Origin of the sequence: Microcoleus sp. A006_D1 (assembly GCF_036702805.1) — a bacterium.
Lineage (GTDB): Bacteria > Cyanobacteriota > Cyanobacteriia > Cyanobacteriales > Microcoleaceae > Microcoleus.
The window spans coordinates 293,803-309,730 of record NZ_JAUBVZ010000002.1; the positions used below are offsets into that span (position 1 = coordinate 293,803).

The window sequence follows — 15,928 nt, forward strand, 5'->3', positions numbered from 1 at the left end:
AAATTAAAGATTAAAAATACCCAATGTCCTAGATAATTTTAACATTAAGTAGGTTGCTATGAACTAACATTTTGCGCTCTCAGCAATCATCCATTTAGGTGCAGGTTCGCGTACCACCCATAAGAATATAGAATTCTTGTGGAACAGGCATCCTGCCTGTTCTTGAAAATAGTGCAAAATGTGAACATCAATAAACTTAACTATATTTTACCATGCCCGAAGCCACACACCGCGTTTGCATCGTCCTAGGAACTCGCCCGGAAGCGATTAAACTAGCCCCAGTAATTCAACTGTTCAAAAGTTCAGCAAACTTTGACACCCAAGTAATTTTAACCGGTCAGCACCGAGAAATGGTCGAGCAAGTGATGCGAATGTTTGACCTCAAAGCCGATCGAGATTTAGCAATTATGCAGCACCAGCAAAGCTTGACAGACATTACATCCCGGAGTTTGCAGGGTTTGGAAACCTGCTTTAAAGAATTGCAGCCAGACATCGTGTTAGTTCAGGGAGATACAACGACAGCGTTTGCCGCAGCTTTGGCTGCATTTTACCAGAAAATACCAGTAGGTCACGTAGAAGCCGGATTGCGGACGGACGACGTGTTCAATCCCTATCCCGAAGAGGCTAACAGGCGGTTGATTTCGCAGCTCACACGGCTGCATTTTGCCCCGACAGCGCTGGCTCAAGAGAATTTAGGGCGATCGGGCGTTTTAGGAGAAATTCACCGTACAGGCAACACAGTCATCGACGCTTTGCTGTCAGTAGCCAAACGCCAACCAGAATGCAACATCCCCAACTTAGATTGGAGCAAATACCGCACAATTTTAGCAACAGTTCACCGCCGCGAAAATTGGGGACAACCCTTAGCAGGAATTGCGCGAGCATTCATCCAAATCTTAGATAAATTTCCCGATACAGCCTTGCTCTTACCCCTGCACCGAAATCCCACAGTCCGCGAACCATTAAAAGCACTTTTGGGCGACCATCCGAGAATCTTTTTAACAGAACCATTAGACTACGCCGAATTAGTAGGAGCGATGCAGAGAAGTCATTTAATCCTCACAGATTCCGGCGGCTTGCAAGAAGAAGCACCGAGTTTGGGTAAACCTGTTTTAGTATTGCGAGAAACCACAGAAAGACCAGAAGCAATAGCCGCCGGAACCGCTAAACTTGTCGGTACAAATTCTGATACAATTACATCAGCAGCAGCAGAATTGCTGAGCAATCCCGCAGCTTACAACGCAATGGCAATGGCAATTAATCCCTTTGGCGACGGCTTAGCAGCATCCCGAATTTTGAAAATAGTTGCAGACTACTTTTCAGAGTAAAAAAGTAATCCTAAAATAGGTTTGTAGTGAGGACTTTAGTCCGCATCCATCCGAGGACTAAAGTCCTCACTACAAACCAATATGATTGCGGTCATTCTAGGGAAAATGATATAATTCACAATCGAATAAGGTGCGCTCTTATAGCACCTTAGAACTATCAGTAATCTCCACCGCCGCCACCACCCCCAGAGTCTCCACCGCCAAAGCTACCGCCCGAGTCGCTGCTGCTACTACTGTAATCGCTGCTGCTGCTACTACTGTAATCGCTGCTGCTGCTACTGTAACCACTACTGCTACCATTAGAAGAGGAGCGCAAACAGGAGATAATAAACCAAATTATCAATCCCATCAATCCCACAAAGAAGGCCAAGAATAATAAGGAAACTAGGGGGTTATCATCTGTAAAAACTGGCGATTGAGCAGGTATTGGCGACGGTGTTACCGCTGGATTTGATACTGTTGGAGCCAAAGGCAGCGCATTTTGAGATTGAGTATTTGCAGATGGTACGATGGGAGCCAAAGGCAGCACGTTTTGAGATCGCACGTTTGCAACTGGAGTTTGTAAAACATTGACTACCGCCTTTGTCCCCGCCAATGTGCCGCCATCAAAGTCCTGCTGTTTAAATTTTGGCGTAATTTCCGTTTGAATAATACTCACCGTTTTCGCATCGGGCAAAATGCTTTGAATGCCGGAACCTGTTTCAATTTGAACGCGGCGTTCCCCCGACGAAATCAACAATAAAACTCCGTTATTTTTACCTTTTTTCCCAATTCCCCAAGAGTTAAATAATTCTGTGGCAAATGCCTTTGGTGTCGCCGATGGCTTAGTGTCAGGCACTGTCACGACTGCGATTTCTGAGCCATTTTTTGCCTCCAACTCCGCAATCATCTGATTTAGCTGAGTTTCCGTGCTGTCACTGAGAATATTGGCTCGATCCGTTACCCAAGTGTGATTTTGGCGTGGATTCGGTACTTCTTGTACTGTTATAGCTTGACTCGCTACCGGAAATGCAATTGCTGACAAGCACAGCAAACTGCTAAAAATTATTTGTTTTTTGCTAGATTGTAACTGCATCGTTTCAGTCTCCTGAATAAGTGCTAATCAGAAATTTAAATAGATATGTCCGCCTAATTACAATTAAATAACCAGCTCGCTGTGATGTCAATTCATATTATTCAGAAGTTGGAGTCATAAAAGTCATAATTTGAGGTGCTTCTGCACCTTACATTTATACTCCTAGACGCACGGGTGGCCAGAAACCGGGTTTTCAACCAAAATCATTGCTGAAAACCGTCAAAATAAGTTAAAAAACCCGGTTTCTTAGTGGGCGAGTGCGTAACTCCTAATTTAGATGTATTTAAGGAGAAGGAACTTGTGGCTGAAAATTGCTGCTGCCTTTATAACCGGACAAGATAGCAAGTTTTTCCAAAGATAGCCTACCGGTGTAATATTTACCGCGAATTTCCCAAGTGGGATAAGCTTGAATCTTGGCAGCTTTGCACAAATCTGGTTGAGCATCTTTGCCTCTGGGATCGCACTCAATGTAAGTAATCGCGGTAAATGCTTGTTGGCCGAAAAGTTCTTGTTGCGTGTGACAGTGAGGACACCAGTAAGCACCGAACATTCTAGCTTTGATAGTCTGTAAATGGGTTGCTAATGCTATTTGATCCGGCACGGATTCGCTAGTAATCGGCGGCGCTTCTTGTTCGGTGACAGGCAATTTGGCAGGGGGAGCCGGAGGAGGAGGAGGGAGGGTTTGTGCTAAAGTTTGAGTGGATTTGTTGCTGAAACTGAACTGTGCAATTCCTCCGTCTGCTTTGGTACTGCCGAAAATCCCCAAAGTTAGGAAAATGCCGATCGCACAAAACTTGAATTTGCTTACTCTCATCTGGGATTTCATCTTGAATTTACTAGGATTTCGCGAGCTTGATTCATAGCCTCTACAGCATTGTTTACCACAAAGATGTTAAATTGTGCTAAATTCTTAAAGAAAACTTGACTTTCGGCGCTGTCATTTAACAAGATAACTTGCTTGTGAGCTTTGAGAGCGAGGGCAATTTCCGAAGCAGTGCCCGCGCCCATACCGCAGGCAATTATCACATCTGAAGAAAGAATATTAATGTTGTTTCTGGCGTTTCCCATATCGGTGACAATGGCAATATCTACTGCTTCGGAAATGCCGCGAGTGTTATTTCCCGGAAGAATACCGATTGTTAAACCGTTAGCTGATTTTGCTCCTTGGTTGGCGGCATCCATCACGCCGATATTTCTGCCGCCAGTTAGCAATATCCATCCAGCTTCGGCGATGAGTTGTCCGAGTTGATAGGCGTTTTCTAAGTCGGTTGATGTGGCGCTGTCGCCGGGGCCCATGATGCCAATAATGATTTTTTTCATAGTTTGGGGTGATACTATGTCGGCTCAATTCCCTCCGCTTCGCTCCGCCCGCAATCAAAACGGTTTGTAGTGAGGACTTTAGTCCTCATAATAATCATAAGACTAAAGTTTTCACTACCAACTTTATTTAATAAGTTCTTCCAGTGAGGGAAAAAGCAAGTTTTCAGCGCTTTGTTTTGGGCAATCGCAAAGCTGTTGATTTGCGGAAACAGCAGATACATTACCCAGCAGCAAATTGATACTTTCAATTAATAATGGTAAAGTCAATAAAACGATCGTCCCGGACACCAACAAGCTAATCAAGCCGTCGGCCCAATTCCAGTGCAGCCAAGCTACGGCGATGGCTGCTACAATTACCCCAATCGAGGAACAAATGTCCGCCACTGCGTGCAGAAAAGCACTTTTAAGGTTGAGGTCGCCGTGGCAGCAAGAATGCAGGCAAAAAGCATTGACAGAGTTGACGCTTAAACCGACAATTGCGGTAATTAACATCGGGAGTCCTTCTACTTCGGGAGTTGGGGACAGCAATCGGTCGATCGACTCGAAGGCAATCCACAGGGCGATCGCCACTAAACTGATACTATTAACTAAAGCAGCAACGATCTCAGGGCGATCGGGCAATCCCGAAGTATGAAGCATATTTCCTGCCTTTCCCGTCTTCCTGGACGAAAACCAAGTCGCGGCCAAAGTTATCGTCAAAGCCGCCACATCTGAGAGCACATGACCCGCATCCGCCAGCAAAGACAAACTGTGAGAACTCATCGCAGCGATTAACTCTGCTACAAAAAAGCTGCTAAGCAGTACCAAAGCTGTCTGTAACAACCGCACTTTCGCAACTTTTGGTTGGGAATTTCCGCAGCGGGCGATCCTCTTCGACGGCTTCGCTAACGCATTTTTGCTCTCAGAATCAAAATTGTCCTTAACTGGAAATATCATGCAGCAGTCCTTGAAGTTAAATTCTCTTGTCAATTAAACATTAAATTAAGTATAACAGGTTCGTAGTGAGGACTTTAGTCCGCAACAAAGAAGGACTAAAGTCCTCACTACGAACCTAAATTCATATATTTAAGTTGCATGACTTCTCCTCCGCTAACTCCCGACCCGGAACCGCCACCTTCGATCGCCAATTTCCCAGATACTGCAATCAATTCTCCTCCAATTACCGAGATTCAGTCAAATACTTTGACAGGCGAATCTTTAGTGGATTTGCGGCTGTACAACCAATCAAACTTCGATCGTGGCAGGCCTGGTTGGCTAATTTTGCTGTGGTGGTTCGTGCAGGCGATCGCCTTTCCCCTCACTCCACACCCTTGTAATAGCCTCAGAAGCGGCTTGCTGCGGTTATTTGGAGCAAAAATAGGTCGAGGTGCGGTGATTCGCCCTACGGCTCGTTTTACCTATCCTTGGAAAATTGAAATCGGAGATTACAGTTGGATCGGAGATGATGTTGTATTGTACAGTTTGGAGCGAATTGCGATCGGCAAACACTGCGTCATCTCTCAAAAAAGTTACCTCTGCACCGGCACTCACGACCCCCAAGACCCAGCCTTTAGCTTAATAACAGCATCTGTTATCATTAATCATGGCGTTTGGATTGCCGCCGACTGCTTCATTGGCCCCGGTGTCGAAATCGGTGCCAACGCTTTAATTGGAGCTCGCAGCAGCGTCTTTAAAAATATGCCAGCTAGCTTTGTTTGCACGGGAACACCCTGTCGTCCCCGCTATCGGCGAGAAATCCAAAAAGTTCGCAGTTAGGACTTCAGTTTTTTATTCCCCAACTTTGCCGAGAAATATTAAAGCCGTTGAGACAGCCATATATTTACTAATTTACCACAAATGACCGTAAATACAATCCCCCAAGAATTACTGACAGATATCTCCCAAGTCTTTACATCTACCTTATTTAAAATAGGGGACAATCCTGTATCGCTGCGGTCACTTGTGGAACTGATTGTATTGTTCATGGCTGCGATCCTCATAGCGCGAGCTTTTACGGACTTTCTGAAGGAACGCTTGCTCGTTCGATTGGGAATTGACGAGGGAAACCGGGAAGCAATCGCCGTAATCTTGCGTTATTTAATAGTAGCGTTGGGAGCGATCGCCGCCATCCAAAGCATCGGCTTTAACCTCGCTTCTTTGGCAGTAGTTGCAGGGGGATTGGGAGTCGGAATTGGTTTCGGAATACAGGATTTAACAACAAATTTTGTCAGCGGTTTAACGCTGCTTTTAGACAGACCCGTGAAAGTCGGAGACTTTGTGGAATTAGATGGATTGATGGGAATCGTCAAAAAAATCTCGATTCGATCGACCATTATTACCACCAACGACGACTCCAGCGTCATAGTTCCCAACAGCACCATGATTAGCAGCAAAGTTGTTAACTGGAGTTACGACAATCCGCTACTCTGTCTGCGACTCTCCATCGAAGTAGCCGAGAATAGCGACCCGCTGTTAGTGACAGAAACTCTGTTAAATATTGCTTATGTGGAAGCAGGGGTTTTGTACGAACCGCATCCGAAAGTATTGTTTGTTGAGTTTGGCGATGATAGTTTTAAATTTGAGCTTTTAGTTTGGACGGATAGGCCGACAGAAAGAGAAGTAATTAAAAGTTCGTTGAATTTTGCGATCGAGTACAATTTCCGACAGCAGGGAATCGATTTTCCGTTCAATGACCGAGAAATTTATGTGAAAAATCCAGAAGTTTTGTTGTCGCTATTACACAAAAATGAAACGGCAACTGAGGCGACGGAGAAAGCTTCACAAAACTCTCAAAAAAATCCGATTTGTGCAGATGAAATAAAAAAGCGATCGTCACTTAGCTGTTTGCTGCGAGAGGTAGAATACTTTGAAACTCTGACGGATCTCGAATTGCGTCAATTGATTGAAGTTGGATACCGCCAAAGGCTGCGGCCACAAGAATTTTTATTTCGCGAAAACGACCCCGGAGATGCTTTTTACTTGATTCTTTCAGGTTCGGTCGAAGTTTTTGTCGAAGCCATTGACAAACACCTGAACAACCTCGGTACGGGTCAGTTTTTGGGGGAACTTTCTTTGATGTTGGGAATCCCCAGAACTGCTTCTGTGAGAGCTTTGGAAGAAACAATTTTGTTTGCGATCAATAAGGAAGGTTTCCAGAAAGTTTTAACTGAACGGCCTGATTTATCCGAACAGATTATTCAAGAAATAGTCAAACATAAAGAAGAGTTAAGCGAGAGACAGCAGCAACTTATAGAAATGGAATTGGTAGATGCAGCCGAAGACGATGAAAATCCTGTAGAATGGGTGAGAAAACGGCTGAAATATCTGTTTAGTATTTGAAATAATTTTTATGACGCGATTCATTCACGATCTTTTTGCTAAAGAATACCTGGAGGAATTACTCTCGCCGATCGGAACGGTCAATATCGGCAGAGATGTGAGTTCCGAAGTCCGAGAAATCGATGTTTATTTCACTCCCAGCACGGCAATTCCCGAATACTCAGCAACCCTGGGATTGTTGGGGAAAATGGCAAGCACGACGGCAATTTTTGAACCTTTTCGCAATCCGGCAAATGTCAGCGAAATTTGTAGCTGTCTGGGCAAGTCATTGGATGTGCGCGGCGAATTGGAGCGAAAATTTAGACGAGAAAATACTCGCTATGATGACGCTCAATTGCCGAGGCTGTGGATTCTGATGCCCACGGCATCCAAAGCTTTGGTAGATAGTTTTAATGCGATACCGGATACGGAGAATTGGTTGCCGGGAATCTATTTTTTGGGGGCATCTTTGCGCGCCGCTATTGTGGCGATTCACCAGTTGCCGGAAACTCCCGACACCCTGTGGTTGAGGATTTTAGGCAAAGGCGGAGTGCAGCAGCGGGCGATCGCCCAATTGACTGCTTTAGCAACGGACGATCCGTTACGGATTATTGCGCTAGAATTGCTGTATCGTCTACAGTCAAATTTAGTAGCCGACATCCCACAGGAATTAGAGCCAGAAGAGCGGGAGTTAATTATGGCCATTACACCACTTTTTCAACAACAAATACAAGCCGCACAGCAACAAGCTAGAGAAGAAGGACTAGAACGAGGACTAGAACGAGGATTAGAACGAGGACTAGAACAAGGGCTAGAACGAGGCCGACAAGAACAACAGCGCTTAATCTTAGAAAACTTTCTGCGAGTTAGATTTGGAGAATTAACTCCCAAAATGATAGTTTTTCTATCTCCAATATCCAAGTTGCCGGCGGCGGAATTTACAGTGCTGTTGCTGGCATTGTCGATGCTGACAGTCGATGACGCAGGGCGAGAATCAGCGCTTAAATTGTTGGTTGAAAGTGTCTTGCAAGTACGATCGCCTGAATTGGGCGATCTTCTGCCAGCAGCCGTTACTAATTTATTGGCATTCCCTGTGGCAGAATTGACATTGTTTGTAGAACAACTGCCGCAGTTATCGGCGGCCCAATTGAGGGGACGGTTAGGATAAACACCTGAGTAAAACCTGCGATCGCAGCCATAATTCTTCAATCAAATTCCTCGCTGCTGTCGATCGCATCCTTAACATGGAAGATGGAAAATTAGCATAATTTTTAACTTCCCCAAAATATAGACATCACCCATAACTCCCCCATTCTCAATTTTGGATGTCAAAATTTAATCCAAAATCGCTAAACCTAACTGATAACTCGTCCTCGGAATATTGACTAATTGCTAACAACCAATCCTGGGCGGTAAATCCCTAAATTTTGCAGGTACATTTCTTCTAGTTTGGGCATCGACGATTCCACGGAACCGCCAAAACGCCGAAAAGAAGGCCAGATGTAAGCGAGTTTTCTCACTGCTGACTCCAATCTACCCGCTTCTATATCTTCTAAAGCACCTTTTTCTCGGATTAACTCTACAGCTACAAAGTCTTGATTTTGAGGGCTGAAATCGGTGATGGTAAATTTTTTGGCGAACCTGTCCCAAGTTGTGCTGAGAAACTGATACCGCCCCGCAGCGTCGGAACACAGCTTTTTGCCGTAGCGGCGGCCGCACCTCATTTCCCTGGGATGGTCGCTGAAACTGGCAAATTTGGTGCCGGTATACTGGGTGCGGTAGCCGTCGGGGCTGGCGGTGCCTTCGGCGGCGGCGATGGTGTCGAGAAATGCTTTTACTCGATCGCGCTCGATGTTATCCTCTGCTTTGTCTGGTGAGTCGTCAGTTTCAACAGACGGCAGGCGTTTCGGAGGCGGCGAGATTTCTGCCGAGACAGTTTGCCCCCACAGTTTCGGGGTCATTCTACCCAAAAAAAAGCAGAAACAGATGCACAAACTCCACCCCAGCCTTAAACGGAGGCGTTTGGACTGCTTGCTGCGCTGTTGCACAGGCCACCCGTCTAGGGGAATGGCTGCGGGCAAAATTCTCCTTTGCTGGCCGAAGGCGAACAGCGATTTCAGGGCTAGTAAGGTTTGTTTGTAGAAACGGGGTGCAAGTTTGCGAGCCCTCATGGCTGCGGCAAAAGTATGGACTTCTGCCAGAGTCACTTCTGCCAGCGGTTTTTCTACAAACAGCCGAAAACTATTGGCCGCCTGCCAGCTAAAGCGCTTGCTGCGGTGGGATTGGCGCTCCACCCACAGGCGAATTAGCTCGATGTCTGAAATGGGTTGCAGATGGCTTCCCAGATGTTCTGGTGCGTACAAGAGTACCTCCTGATATCACTTCTAGTTGAAGGTTCCCAGTTAGAACGGATGAGATGGACAGGGATCAAGGGAAACTGGCTTCAACCATACTAAGTGATACTACTAAGCGCTCACGGGGTCAAGTTTCATCGCCGATTGTTCGAGGAGTTGAGTGTAAAGTTGACCGAGTTGGGATGCTACACCGTCCCAACTGAAATAGGTTTGGACGCGCCGGCGGCCTGCTTGTCCGAGTTGCTGGCGCCATACTGAGTCAACTAACAGGCGATCGATCGCACCGGCAAAGGCTGCTGCATTTTTCGGAGGCGCCAGCAAACCAGTTTCTCGCGACACTACGGTATATTTCAATCCTCCCACGTCGGACACGACTACGGGCGTGCGGCAGGCCATCGCTTCAATGGCTACTAAACCAAAGGGTTCGTAGTGGCTGGGAACGACGCAGACATCGGCGGCGGCGTAGTAGGCGGGGAGAATGTCTCGGCTCAAGCCGCCCGGAAAACTGGTAATGTCGCTTAAGCCTAGTTCTTGAACAATGCTGCCGATACGATCGCGCTCTTTACCGTCGCTTTCCCCTTCACGCCAGCCGCCGCCGATAATTAGTTTTAAATCGCCTTTGCGTAGCGCTGACAGACTGACGGCGCGGACTAAGGTTTCGATGCCCTTGCGCGGGTCAAAACGACCGACGTACAGCACGACTTTGGTTTCGGGGGCTATTCCCAACTGCTGGCGGGCGGCCGATCGCCCGATCGACCCAAACCGCTCTATTTCGGTACCGCAGGGAATGATGTCAATCTTGCCTTTTGAGGACACCAGAGACCTCATGTGTTCTCTTTCTTGGGGACTGGTAGCCACCACGCGATCGGCTGTTTCCAGAAGTGTTTTTTCCACTTGCAGCCTGGTTTTGGCAATCATTGGAATTGTCGAAACCGACTTGTATTTTACTGCTCCCAAAGAATGATAAGTGTGAACTTGCCGCAGGGGTTGGGATTTTTTCAACTCCATTCCCACCCAAGAAGACAGCCAGTAATTCGTGTGAACTAAGGGATATTGAAAGCCTGACTCTAACTGAAACTTCTGAAATTCGCGAACAAAAATAGGCAAATATCCGTAAAGTTCGTCGCGGGGAATAAATTCTTGCGGCCCTGCTACTAGCCGAATTGTCCGACAATTGGGGGTGTGTTGTACAATTTTTGCTTGTTGCGGGTCGGATGAGCGGGTGAACATATCAACTTGCCATCCTTGTTTCGCCAGAGCTTCTCCTACTTGACGCACGTAAACATTTTGCCCGCCCGCTTCTTCTTTGCCAATTTCCACAGCCGGATCGCCGTGTACGGAGACCAGGGCGATGCGTTTTTTACTTAATGAAATCATGATTGTTTACCAAAATTTTAAAAAAAACTTGCAGCCGATTAATGTGCGATTTTGGCTACTGCGCGGGAAATGGAAGGTAACTGCTAATTTTTATTAAAGTCAAAATAGGCGATCGATAAATCATCCTTCAGGGATAAGTTTCCGGGGAAAAATTGACACGCGACTTCCTTCTGCTGACAGAGACCAGCAGCAGCTCAAACTCTAGATAATCTAAATGGAAATGAACGAGGGTGAAGAGAATTTCCCGGATTCGGGCCGCTGTCAAACTTGAACCTGCTTTCAGCTTGCTGTTCGAGATGCTCCCGTCAGCCGAAAGTAGAATTTTTACCTTTCTGGATAAATAGGTTTGACTGTGGAGAAAGCAGAAGTAAATCCTCCTGAAGACATAACTTCCTAGGGCGATCGCCAAACAGCAAAATTATTGCCTTCAAAATTTTGCTTTCCTTCTGCCTTCTGTCTTCCGCCTTCTGTCTTCCGCCTTCAGCCTTCAGCCTTTTTCCCTCTTCCCTCTTCCTTCTTCCTTCTTCCTTCTTCCTTCGGCCTTCTTCTGTCAAACCGGGGATAGAGGTTAACCTAAAATTTCCCATTTGTCTAATATTAAGAATTGTTCCGATGTTTGCCTGGGGAGGATTCCCCATTTTCACTGTTGACGAGATTCTTTCTCGAACTTCGCATTAGAGAGCCGTATCGGTTAGCCCAAACTTGGGTAAACTCGGCACCTAAGAAGAGAATTTGAGCGGAATAATTAATCCAAAGCAGGATAATCACGAACGATCCCGCAGCACCGTAGGTAGAGGCAATACCGCTACCTCCCAGATAAACTCCAATTAGGGATTTGCCGATCGTAAACAGCACTGAGGTGATGGCAGCGCCGATCCACACATCATTCCAGGCAAGATCCACATCGGGCAAGAGTTTGTAAATTAAGGCAAACAGCAGCGTAACTACACCAAAGGAGATAGCAAAGTCTACAATCTGCCAAATGCCTACTGGTAAGTGCAGTAAACCGTTCAACCAATAGCTGACGGCTGCTAAAACGGCGCTAATTACTAAAGATACTAGCAGCAGAAAGCCGATGCCTAAAATCATTGCAAAAGACAATACGCGGTCTTGGAAAAATCCCCAGATACCGCGTCCGGGAGGCGGTGAAACATTCCAAATAGTATTGAGGGCTTCTTTAAGGTTAGTAAACACGTTGGAAGCACCCCACAAAAGTGTAGCGATGCCGACTAAAGTAGCAATCATTCCCGACTTTGGTTCGGAAGCTTTCAAGATCAGTTCTTGGACGGTTTGAGCGCCATCTTTGCCGATTAAACTTTGGAGTTGGGTGACGATTTGACCTTGGGCTGCGTCTGCACCAAAGACTAAACCCGCGATCGCAATTACGATAATTAGCAGGGGGGCGAGGGAGAAGACTGTGTAATAGGCTAGGGCGGCGGCTAAGGTAGGCGCTTTATCTTCTTGCCATTCAGTAAAAGTTTCTTTGAGCAGCGATATGACTGTTTTTAAGTTCACGACCTTTGGTTTCCTTATACTTATCGTTCACCAAGGGATTATAAGAGGTTAGGAGTTTTTTAGCGTCGGCCACAAGATAGATTTATCGATTAGCAAACTCGGAAAATTAATTTTATGTCAGATTCCAACACAACTGTCAACAGCACCGATGTCAAACCGCCCAAAAAACTGCTTTTTTGGGCAAAAGTGAGCGCATTGGTAGCAGTGGTCAATTTCTTGCTGGTGCTTTTCCATTTCAGTTATCTTCAGTTGCGCCCTATTTATCAGAGCTATTTGCCTGGTTTAGTTAAAATTTATGACCCGATTAAAGGCATGGATTCGAGTTTGCCAAATCCCGAATCTTTGCCAACCGCTGACCAGTTTTGGCGAATTGATGCGTGGTTTATCGGTTTTTTCTGGGCGGAATTTGCGCTCAAAAGTCTGTTCCACACCCGCCGCCAACCGGGGGTACCTTGGTCGAATTTTGTGCTGAGGCGCTGGTACGAGGTGTTTCTGTTGATTCCGATTTGGTACGGTTGGCGGCTTCTGCCGGTGTTGGTGCGCCTCCACAAGTCGGGTTTGGTGAATCTCGATCGCGCATTTGCTCAAATTACCTACGAACCGGTGGCTTATTTAGCCGATACCATGTCGGAATACATGATGGTGCGGTTTATCAATCAAGCTCAAAGTTCGATCGAACAAGGCGACGCAGCGCGGGTACTGCTAGAACCGCAGCAAGGGTATCTTCACGTCAATCAGGAAAATACGATCGAACAAATTACCAACCGGATTTTGGAGCTGACAATTTACAAAGTTTTGCCGCAAGTGCAACCGGGTTTAGAAGAATTGCTGCACCACAATCTCGAAACAACAATCAAACAATCGGATTTTTATCAACTCCTGCAAACTTTCTCGCCGATTAATATTTTGCCTAAGGAAATGACAGAACAGCTAGCAAATTATCTGGCTCAAACTGCGGTTGATGTGGTTGCAACTACTTACGAAGATGATAAAGGGCGAAAAATTATCGATAATTTCAGCCAAGAATTCAATCAAAGTTTGCGGCGGGAATTGCAAGATGAGAAAACTCTCGGGGAATTGCAGTCTTTGTTATCGGATTTGTTGGAAGAAGTGAAGTTGAATTACATTCAAGGCGGGTTGAAGTCCGATCCGGATGAGACTTTTACGGAAATTAACTCGCTGCGGGAGGTAACGGAGAGTTGATACAGCAATTTGTGTCGGCTTTGTGAATAGGATTCTTTTTTTTACGAACCGCCCGCCAAGGAGAACAGGCGGGACGCCCGTTCCACTCAGCTAGATAAGAACAGGCGGGACGCCCGTTGCACTCAGCTAGATAAGAGAAATAGTTCACAACTTCTACGGGTAAGTAAGGTGCGTATTGCGTACCCTACGAATACGGGTAGTGCGGATATCCGATGTCAATCTATCGCAATAGCCAAGCTAAAATAAGGGTGTTAGTGGAAAACATCTATCATATTATTTATCTATTTTGAACAACTTTACTTCCCTGGAAATAGAAGTCGCCGAAACATTGCTGAGATTAGGAATGTTGCTGGGATTAACACTTTTAATCGCGTTTTTTGTGGCGGCAGAACTAGCATTAGTATCAGCCGATCGCCATCAAATCCGCCAACTCGCCCAGTTGCGCGATCGCCCAACCACCAAAACCGCCGAACTTGTCCACCAAGCGCAGAAAAACATACCGCATTACCTGTCTGTGACTCAAACAGGTACAACAGCAGGGAGTTTGCTGTTGGGTTGGTTGGGCGAGGGAGCGACTGTACACTGGATCGAGCCGTGGCTGGACAAATTGCCGAGCGGTCATTTTCCCGCCATGCTGACGGCGCATTCGATCGCAGTTCCCGTAGCCTTCATCCTAGTAACCTACATAGAAATAGTCTTAGGAGAACTCATCCCTAAAGTATTAGCAACCCACGCCCCAGAACGCACAGCTTTGCTATTGATGCCCGCCCTCGAAATTTGCTCAAAAATACTGTGGCCGCTGCTAGCAATTCTCAACGGTACTGTGCGGCTGCTGACAGGTTGGATTACCAGTAAAAAGTCGGAACCACTGCTATCAGCTTCCGAAGCCACTCTCGTTCAAAAAGATGCTCATTCGGCACTAATTTCTGGCGTCTGGGAAGTCACAGCAGTTAACCAAAAACTCGGGTTAAACCTGCCCACCAACCCAGCGTACCAAACAATCGCCGGATTCGTGATTCACACTTTGGGTAAAATGCCCACTCAGGGCGATCGGCTATTGTGGGGCGAATTAGAAATAGAAGCAGAAAATGTAGTAGAAGGCAGTTTAGAAACAGTGCTAGTGCGTCAGGTAACTCGCCCTTTGTTTGAGACTCAGCAGCCAGAACTCGTGTTAAATTGATAGCAACTCGGGGTTCAAATTTGATTGTAGATCCAACCGTGATAATGGCATTGCAATGCGCCGCTACAAACCTTTCCTGCGGATAAAGGACTGCTGCGGTGCAAACAGCGCTCGCGTAATGTCGCAGCTTGTCCATCTTCTGGGCGAAACATTGCTAGCCACTCCCCCTCAGGCGATCGGGCTAAAACAGTGTTAGGTTGTAATTAGTCGCTCAGTGCGACAACTTACCAAAAATCTGCAAATTGCATAAAGCACAGTTTATGAGGTGGATATGCTGAAAACGCTTTGGGCTACTGTTCGACAAGGGAAAATTGAACTGCTGGAGTTATCAGAGTTACCCGAAGGGGCAAAAGTATTAGTAACAGTCTTACCTGATGAAGAATCTGAGTTTTGGCTTCAAGCTAGTCAAACATCACTAGATAGAGTTTGGGACAATACTGAGGATGATGTTTATGCCCAGCTACTCTAAAAATGACATAATTTTGGTTAGCTATCCCTTTTCAGACTTGTCTAGTTCTAAGGTAAGAGTAGTGTAGTATTTTCTATTAGATGAGTTCGGTTGTCCGTAAGCTGAGCTTTTTAGCAGACGTTAGACTTGAGAAGTCATCATTGAGTAACAAATTATGCCTTTTACAAACTATGCCTTAGATAAGTTCTTCGTTCAGGGAATTTCAGAATTGTCTGAGTGTAATGCTCCCGCTCTAGCAGAACACTTCGCTGAGGTAGAAGATTTGATTCATAACTTTATCCTTAATTCTATATTTAGATATTCTATTAAAACCGAGTACAAACCTTATATTTTTGGAATCTTCCGTCGCGTACAAATGGCTTTAGTTGAGTATCAAAATGGTCGTACTCTACTGCTTTTATATTTAAATGAGAGCAAAAAGAACACATCTTTATATTTTCAAGCGCTTTCTCATTTTGAAATAGCAGTTACACAATTATATCAGGCTTACGAATTTTGGAGAAAACTAGGAAAAAAGATAGAGTCAAAGGAAACGAATTTGTTTGAGAAAGGAGACGGTAGCTCTCTTGAAAAGCTTAATAGACTTTACAATATTAGCAAACATCTTGAAGCGTCAACTATACCTGAAGGAAATTTACACCATGTTTAGATTTCCAACAATGGTATTTGTGCAAACGGAGTCACAATGTCGTTTACAGAGTTAGCAGACCTTGTTAAAGAATACGTAGCTCTTGCTAATGGCTTTTCTAATCTAAATTAAGTTTCAATTCCCTAACTAATCGATCGCGCTGGGTGAGCTGCGGCCCACCC

The 15,928-nt window shown here is 45.7% G+C and carries 16 protein-coding genes and 1 pseudogene; 8 read left to right on the plus strand and 9 right to left on the minus strand.

Translation table 11 applies throughout. The features are described 5' to 3' along the window. Window positions 1–212 precede the first annotated feature (212 nt). Window positions 213–1,328 (plus strand): non-hydrolyzing UDP-N-acetylglucosamine 2-epimerase, encoded by a 1,116-nt coding sequence (wecB, locus tag QUB68_RS04190; protein ID WP_332989663.1) that lies wholly within the window; start codon window positions 213–215, stop codon window positions 1,326–1,328. 157 nt (window positions 1,329–1,485) lie between these two features. Here the strand turns inward: wecB and QUB68_RS04195 are convergent, their stop codons facing one another. The 4 genes from QUB68_RS04195 to QUB68_RS04210 all read right to left on the minus strand — a co-directional run bounded on the left by QUB68_RS04195 (window position 1,486) and on the right by QUB68_RS04210 (window position 4,659). Further along, window positions 1,486–2,403 (minus strand): TPM domain-containing protein, encoded by a 918-nt coding sequence (locus tag QUB68_RS04195; RefSeq protein ID WP_332989665.1) that lies wholly within the window; start codon window positions 2,401–2,403, stop codon window positions 1,486–1,488. A 283-nt stretch (window positions 2,404–2,686) separates the two neighbouring features. Then, entirely contained in the window at window positions 2,687–3,217 is a 531-nt protein-coding gene (locus tag QUB68_RS04200) for a hypothetical protein (RefSeq protein WP_332989667.1), read from the minus strand. An 8-nt stretch (window positions 3,218–3,225) separates the two neighbouring features. Further along, a complete protein-coding gene (locus QUB68_RS04205; RefSeq protein ID WP_332989669.1) occupies window positions 3,226–3,723 on the minus strand; it encodes a TIGR00725 family protein in 498 nt (165 codons plus the stop codon). A 123-nt stretch (window positions 3,724–3,846) separates the two neighbouring features. Beyond that, window positions 3,847–4,659 (minus strand): cation diffusion facilitator family transporter, encoded by an 813-nt coding sequence (locus QUB68_RS04210; protein ID WP_332989671.1) that lies wholly within the window; start codon window positions 4,657–4,659, stop codon window positions 3,847–3,849. 138 nt (window positions 4,660–4,797) lie between these two features. Between QUB68_RS04210 and hpsU the strand changes: the two genes are divergently transcribed. The 3 genes from hpsU (at window position 4,798) to QUB68_RS04225 (ending at window position 8,188) form a co-directional block, all read left to right on the plus strand. Beyond that, window positions 4,798–5,478 carry a hormogonium polysaccharide biosynthesis acetyltransferase HpsU gene (gene hpsU, locus QUB68_RS04215; protein WP_442923039.1) on the plus strand — a complete coding sequence of 227 codons (681 nt, stop codon included), beginning with the start codon at window positions 4,798–4,800 and terminating at the stop codon, window positions 5,476–5,478. Window positions 5,479–5,559: 81 nt separating this feature from the next. Further along, window positions 5,560–7,041: a mechanosensitive ion channel domain-containing protein gene (locus QUB68_RS04220; protein ID WP_332989673.1), complete on the plus strand. Its 1,482-nt coding sequence runs from the start codon at window positions 5,560–5,562 to the stop codon at window positions 7,039–7,041. Window positions 7,042–7,051: 10 nt separating this feature from the next. After that, complete coding sequence (locus QUB68_RS04225) at window positions 7,052–8,188, plus strand: flagellar assembly protein H (RefSeq protein WP_332989675.1); 1,137 nt, start codon at window positions 7,052–7,054, stop codon at window positions 8,186–8,188. 217 nt (window positions 8,189–8,405) lie between these two features. Here the strand turns inward: QUB68_RS04225 and QUB68_RS04230 are convergent, their stop codons facing one another. From QUB68_RS04230 to QUB68_RS04245, 4 genes are all read right to left on the minus strand, one after another. Continuing rightward, the gene (locus QUB68_RS04230) at window positions 8,406–9,383 is read right to left on the minus strand and encodes a glycoside hydrolase family 104 protein (protein ID WP_332989676.1); all 978 of its coding nucleotides are present in this window, start codon (window positions 9,381–9,383) and stop codon (window positions 8,406–8,408) included. Window positions 9,384–9,485: 102 nt separating this feature from the next. Next, window positions 9,486–10,751 (minus strand): glycosyltransferase family 4 protein, encoded by a 1,266-nt coding sequence (locus QUB68_RS04235; protein WP_332989678.1) that lies wholly within the window; start codon window positions 10,749–10,751, stop codon window positions 9,486–9,488. A 305-nt stretch (window positions 10,752–11,056) separates the two neighbouring features. Further along, the gene (locus QUB68_RS04240) at window positions 11,057–11,338 is read right to left on the minus strand and encodes a hypothetical protein (protein ID WP_332989680.1); all 282 of its coding nucleotides are present in this window, start codon (window positions 11,336–11,338) and stop codon (window positions 11,057–11,059) included. 10 nt (window positions 11,339–11,348) lie between these two features. Further along, complete coding sequence (locus QUB68_RS04245) at window positions 11,349–12,266, minus strand: YihY/virulence factor BrkB family protein (RefSeq protein ID WP_332989682.1); 918 nt, start codon at window positions 12,264–12,266, stop codon at window positions 11,349–11,351. 114 nt (window positions 12,267–12,380) lie between these two features. On the opposite strand from QUB68_RS04245, the gene QUB68_RS04250 reads away from it, so the two are divergent. Then, window positions 12,381–13,469, plus strand: coding sequence for a hypothetical protein (locus QUB68_RS04250; protein WP_332989684.1), 1,089 nt, complete (start codon window positions 12,381–12,383; stop codon window positions 13,467–13,469). Between the two features lie 286 nt (window positions 13,470–13,755). After that, window positions 13,756–14,649, plus strand: a complete 894-nt coding sequence (locus QUB68_RS04255; RefSeq protein ID WP_332989685.1) for a CNNM domain-containing protein — start codon at window positions 13,756–13,758, stop codon at window positions 14,647–14,649. A gap of 14 nt (window positions 14,650–14,663) precedes the next feature. Here QUB68_RS04255 and QUB68_RS29930 read toward each other — a convergent pair. Continuing rightward, a pseudogene (locus QUB68_RS29930) lies at window positions 14,664–14,834 on the minus strand (Rieske 2Fe-2S domain-containing protein); the annotation flags it as partial. Window positions 14,835–14,920: 86 nt separating this feature from the next. Between QUB68_RS29930 and QUB68_RS04260 the strand changes: the two are divergent. Both QUB68_RS04260 and QUB68_RS04265 read left to right on the plus strand, forming a co-directional pair. After that, window positions 14,921–15,118: a hypothetical protein gene (locus QUB68_RS04260; protein ID WP_332989687.1), complete on the plus strand. Its 198-nt coding sequence runs from the start codon at window positions 14,921–14,923 to the stop codon at window positions 15,116–15,118. Window positions 15,119–15,272: 154 nt separating this feature from the next. Then, window positions 15,273–15,767: a hypothetical protein gene (locus QUB68_RS04265; protein WP_332989688.1), complete on the plus strand. Its 495-nt coding sequence runs from the start codon at window positions 15,273–15,275 to the stop codon at window positions 15,765–15,767. Window positions 15,768–15,928: the final 161 nt, after the last annotated feature.

What these genes read in the sequence shown, in the direction of transcription:
- wecB (WP_332989663.1), top strand. Translation starts at nt 213, where the DNA reads ATGCCCGAAGCCACACACCGCGTTTGCATCGTCCTAGGAACTCGCCCG.
- QUB68_RS04195 (WP_332989665.1), bottom strand. Translation starts at nt 2,403, where the DNA reads ATGCAGTTACAATCTAGCAAAAAACAAATAATTTTTAGCAGTTTGCTG.
- QUB68_RS04200 (WP_332989667.1), bottom strand. Translation starts at nt 3,217, where the DNA reads ATGAGAGTAAGCAAATTCAAGTTTTGTGCGATCGGCATTTTCCTAACT.
- QUB68_RS04205 (WP_332989669.1), bottom strand. Translation starts at nt 3,723, where the DNA reads ATGAAAAAAATCATTATTGGCATCATGGGCCCCGGCGACAGCGCCACA.
- QUB68_RS04210 (WP_332989671.1), bottom strand. Translation starts at nt 4,659, where the DNA reads ATGATATTTCCAGTTAAGGACAATTTTGATTCTGAGAGCAAAAATGCG.
- hpsU (WP_442923039.1), top strand. Translation starts at nt 4,798, where the DNA reads ATGACTTCTCCTCCGCTAACTCCCGACCCGGAACCGCCACCTTCGATC.
- QUB68_RS04220 (WP_332989673.1), top strand. Translation starts at nt 5,560, where the DNA reads ATGACCGTAAATACAATCCCCCAAGAATTACTGACAGATATCTCCCAA.
- QUB68_RS04225 (WP_332989675.1), top strand. Translation starts at nt 7,052, where the DNA reads ATGACGCGATTCATTCACGATCTTTTTGCTAAAGAATACCTGGAGGAA.
- QUB68_RS04235 (WP_332989678.1), bottom strand. Translation starts at nt 10,751, where the DNA reads ATGATTTCATTAAGTAAAAAACGCATCGCCCTGGTCTCCGTACACGGC.
- QUB68_RS04240 (WP_332989680.1), bottom strand. Translation starts at nt 11,338, where the DNA reads ATGGGAAATTTTAGGTTAACCTCTATCCCCGGTTTGACAGAAGAAGGC.
- QUB68_RS04250 (WP_332989684.1), top strand. Translation starts at nt 12,381, where the DNA reads ATGTCAGATTCCAACACAACTGTCAACAGCACCGATGTCAAACCGCCC.
- QUB68_RS04260 (WP_332989687.1), top strand. Translation starts at nt 14,921, where the DNA reads ATGCTGAAAACGCTTTGGGCTACTGTTCGACAAGGGAAAATTGAACTG.
- QUB68_RS04265 (WP_332989688.1), top strand. Translation starts at nt 15,273, where the DNA reads ATGCCTTTTACAAACTATGCCTTAGATAAGTTCTTCGTTCAGGGAATT.